At 58.3% G+C, this 3,016-nt stretch carries 5 protein-coding genes; 3 read left to right on the top strand and 2 right to left on the bottom strand.

Features of this window, described 5'->3' with window-relative positions:
• Positions 1–21 precede the first annotated feature (21 nt).
• A complete protein-coding gene (locus tag C9413_RS30355; RefSeq protein ID WP_170251343.1) occupies positions 22–498 on the bottom strand; it encodes a hypothetical protein in 477 nt (158 codons plus the stop codon).
• 446 nt (positions 499–944) lie between these two features.
• On the opposite strand from C9413_RS30355, the gene C9413_RS30350 reads away from it, so the two are divergent.
• The 3 genes from C9413_RS30350 to C9413_RS30340 all read left to right on the top strand — a co-directional run bounded on the left by C9413_RS30350 (position 945) and on the right by C9413_RS30340 (position 2,245).
• The gene (locus tag C9413_RS30350) at positions 945–1,241 is read left to right on the top strand and encodes a hypothetical protein (RefSeq protein ID WP_039845408.1); all 297 of its coding nucleotides are present in this window, start codon (positions 945–947) and stop codon (positions 1,239–1,241) included.
• A gap of 378 nt (positions 1,242–1,619) precedes the next feature.
• Complete coding sequence (locus C9413_RS30345) at positions 1,620–1,871, top strand: hypothetical protein (protein WP_170251342.1); 252 nt, start codon at positions 1,620–1,622, stop codon at positions 1,869–1,871.
• An 89-nt stretch (positions 1,872–1,960) separates the two neighbouring features.
• A complete protein-coding gene (locus C9413_RS30340; RefSeq protein ID WP_039845409.1) occupies positions 1,961–2,245 on the top strand; it encodes a hypothetical protein in 285 nt (94 codons plus the stop codon).
• 357 nt (positions 2,246–2,602) lie between these two features.
• Here the strand turns inward: C9413_RS30340 and C9413_RS30335 are convergent.
• A partial coding sequence (locus C9413_RS30335; RefSeq protein WP_170251341.1) for a HipA domain-containing protein occupies positions 2,603–3,016 on the bottom strand: 414 nt, incomplete at its 5' end.

The raw sequence follows: 3,016 nt of genomic DNA, 5'->3' as shown, positions 1-3,016 counted from the left end.
CCGACGTTTGAGAGAACCTCCTCACCCGCAGCAGAAATATAACGCCTTATGTGCTCCCCGGTTACCCCTCAGCCCTTTCTGGCGCCCCCGTCCCTCTGGGTTAGGCGTGTCTGGGATGATGCCAAACGTAAAGGCTGGTGAGATACGGACGGTATCACCAATCTCGAAACCGTCATAGCGACCGACGACGCCGCCCCAGAATTCCGCATTCGGATGCCCGCCGTATCTCCCGGCGAGCCCCGCTTCCAGTCCGAACCTAAAGGAGCCCATCCTAGCCGGGAAGTACTGGTAGCCGAGGCCGAAGATCGGGAGGTCTTCGTATGTGACGCCGAAAGGATTGGATGCCTGGAGGATGTCGGCGTCGACCATCGTGCCACCGAAGGCGAATACCGACTGATTGATGTCGCGGTTCTGCGCCTGCGCGTCGGTTGTTCCCAAGAACGGCATAGTGGCAGCGCCGAGCAGCAGAGCAAGCGGGATGGCGTTTGAAGGCTTCATATCGGATCTTTTCCTGGACTTCATGTTTTCTCTAGGGCGCGCATCCACCGAGAGCTCTGGAACGGCTCCTGACTGGGCGGAAGACACCTTCCGCTAGCCCGTGCATGCGGCCCCGCAGTATCGTCAACGGGGTCCTTCGGGGGATCTCGGAATTTTACCATCGACGTGCTCACGCCATTTTGCCATTCCCAGTCTAGAAAATGTTCCATTTTGCAACGCGTTGCAAATCCCGTTTGAATGGCTGGAAGAACGACGTTTCAGAACTGCTTCTCATCGGGCCCCGTTGGCCAGGCAACGGAGGATGAAAGCCCGGCCACGAAAGTCGATTGACTGCCGGTGCGGCATGCTCTGCCGCCTGGCTTCAGCAGACATGCCAGCGATCGTCGGCGGAGAGGCCCGGTCGCTTTTGCCGCCCTTGAAGTACGTCATCGCCGGCGACCGCGCACATGCACACCGACAAGGCAATGGCCTTCATTCAGGCCATACCAGGCCGTGCCGGCTACGTGAATGACTCCATCAGCGTCCTGACTGGCGAGTTCCGGTGGCTTGATGCCAAGGAGGTGACGCTTGTCCTTTCGAAGCCCGAAGCCGGCATTGAGCCGTTCACCGTCCGCCCGATGATGGCAATCGAACCGGGCGACAACGACAAGCTCAAGGAGCTTGAAGGCCTGCTCACTCTGGACGGCACCAAATTCCAGTATTTCACCGACGTCTCGCGCCCGGATTTGGTGTGCCCCCGATAGCTACGTTCTGGACCAGTATTATCTCAATCTGCCAGGCAGAAAGGCCGCTCAGGTAGCCCTCCTTCTCGACTACAGAACCAATCCGCCGCAGTACCCTGTTGGCAAGCCTGGATGAGGGCGAATACGCCCCGGCTCTGATCGCGTGGGGCCGTAACGACCGCTTGTCACTGCACCCGGGCGAGGCCTACCTGGCCGACCTGCCGGACGCCAAGCTTCATTTCTCTGAAACCGGCCATTTCGCGCTCAAGGAAAACCTGAACGAAATCGCCGCTTTGACACTATCCGTCGGTATAGGCCCGCGATATCCAAGATCAATATTCGGGACGTGGGTGGCTTTGCTAAAGTTTCTGATCGGAAACCACCTCGGACATCACGGCAATGCGACACGTCCCCACCCACGACAACTCTCGCGGACACGCGTTACCCGTTGCGTTTGCCGGAATAGTACTGATCGGCGCGTATGCCGTCGGCCTCACCCTCATGTCGACAACGCCCGCCGAGACGCGTGTCTACGTCCCCATCCTTGCCGAATGCGCCATTCCCGAGTGCGGGGCATCGCCGGGGGCGACCTGCTCCGTCAACGGCGAGGTTGTCCGTATGAAGGTCGGACCGACCGTGCGATGTTCATAAAAACTCCACGCCTTCCCAACGCACGTACCGGCGAAAGCAACGTCGCAAGCAACTGAGTTCGCCTGCTTCCCTCACACCGGAGCGATAACATGGATGTGACCACGAACCTTGACAGGATGACGCCAGGCGAGAAGTACCGCGTTATCCGTCTCCTAAGCCGCAGGCTGCACTTCTCCGCCATTCTGGCGAAGCAACGCGGCGACGATTTCTGGGACAGGCTGGAGCACCTGGCCGATCGGCTGCTCCGCGAGAGCGATGCGATTGTCACGGGGGGACCGTGCATCTCCGATCCCATCCTGGTCGAGGCAGCGGACCTGCTCGCTCGGTTCGACAACGCGGCCACATCGGGACGGCAGCTTCGCTTAAATGAGTAGACCCGTTTCGAATATGTGCGTGGGGGCGCGATTGGCAATTGTTCTCCCACAGACCGATCATCGCCCTTTACAAACTAATAGGGCTTCCCTCCGGGCCTACCATTTCTTTCATTGGACGTTGTTTTTCCATCATTTTTTCCTCGATTTGCCTCACCGGAATTCCCAGTTTATGAATGTGGGACATTTTTGCGGGCCACATAGCCTTTGCGGCGCTCGAAAGATCTCGATGGTAGCTCACGTGCTGATATGTGCGGTCGTCACAGGAATTGGCGGCGAGTCGCGCGAGCAGGAAACGGCCGGCGCTCCAACTCCGCATCTGGGTGAGGCCTGCGGAAAAGGGTTGGAGGACCCGTTGAGCTAGATCGAGAGAGAAACGAGTTTAGCGCGGTCTGCGATCAAGGCCGCCACGTGATTTGTCGTCTCGGGATCGATGGCAAGTGGAGATACCGTTTCTGACACTTGGGCTATCGCTTCACCTGTGGCATCAGCTAGCTCCTTAACTCGGCGGCGTACCAAGAGTAAGCCAATCCCGGTCTCCTTCGCAAAAGCCTTCCAACCGTCGGCGTCCATTTCGGCAAGCGTTGCGCGGTTTCCGATCCGCATAGCCATTTTCGGCGAAAGGTCTGGATAGGCCACGGTGGAAAGCAGGTCGTAAAACGGAGCCATTCTCGGTCCCAGATCGTCATAAAGGATCGAGAAATTCTTGCCGTGGGAGTCCGAATTTCCGACATTGAGATTGAAAATAGCTGATGCCCTGAGTGTAGCGATGTC

It is taken from the genome of Rhizobium sp. SEMIA 4085, from assembly GCF_013004495.1.
Classification (GTDB): Bacteria; Pseudomonadota; Alphaproteobacteria; order Rhizobiales; family Rhizobiaceae; genus Rhizobium; species Rhizobium gallicum.
Note: the sequence above shows the minus strand (reverse complement) of the source record. Positions and strands in the feature narration are given on the sequence as shown.

Bases quoted from the DNA above. Each gene is read 5' to 3' on its own strand.
- C9413_RS30345 (WP_170251342.1), top strand. From the start codon at position 1,620: ATGCGACACGTCCCCACCCACGACAACTCTCGCGGACACGCGTTACCC.
- C9413_RS30355 (WP_170251343.1), bottom strand. From the start codon at position 498: ATGAAGCCTTCAAACGCCATCCCGCTTGCTCTGCTGCTCGGCGCTGCC.
- C9413_RS30340 (WP_039845409.1), top strand. From the start codon at position 1,961: ATGGATGTGACCACGAACCTTGACAGGATGACGCCAGGCGAGAAGTAC.
- C9413_RS30350 (WP_039845408.1), top strand. From the start codon at position 945: ATGCACACCGACAAGGCAATGGCCTTCATTCAGGCCATACCAGGCCGT.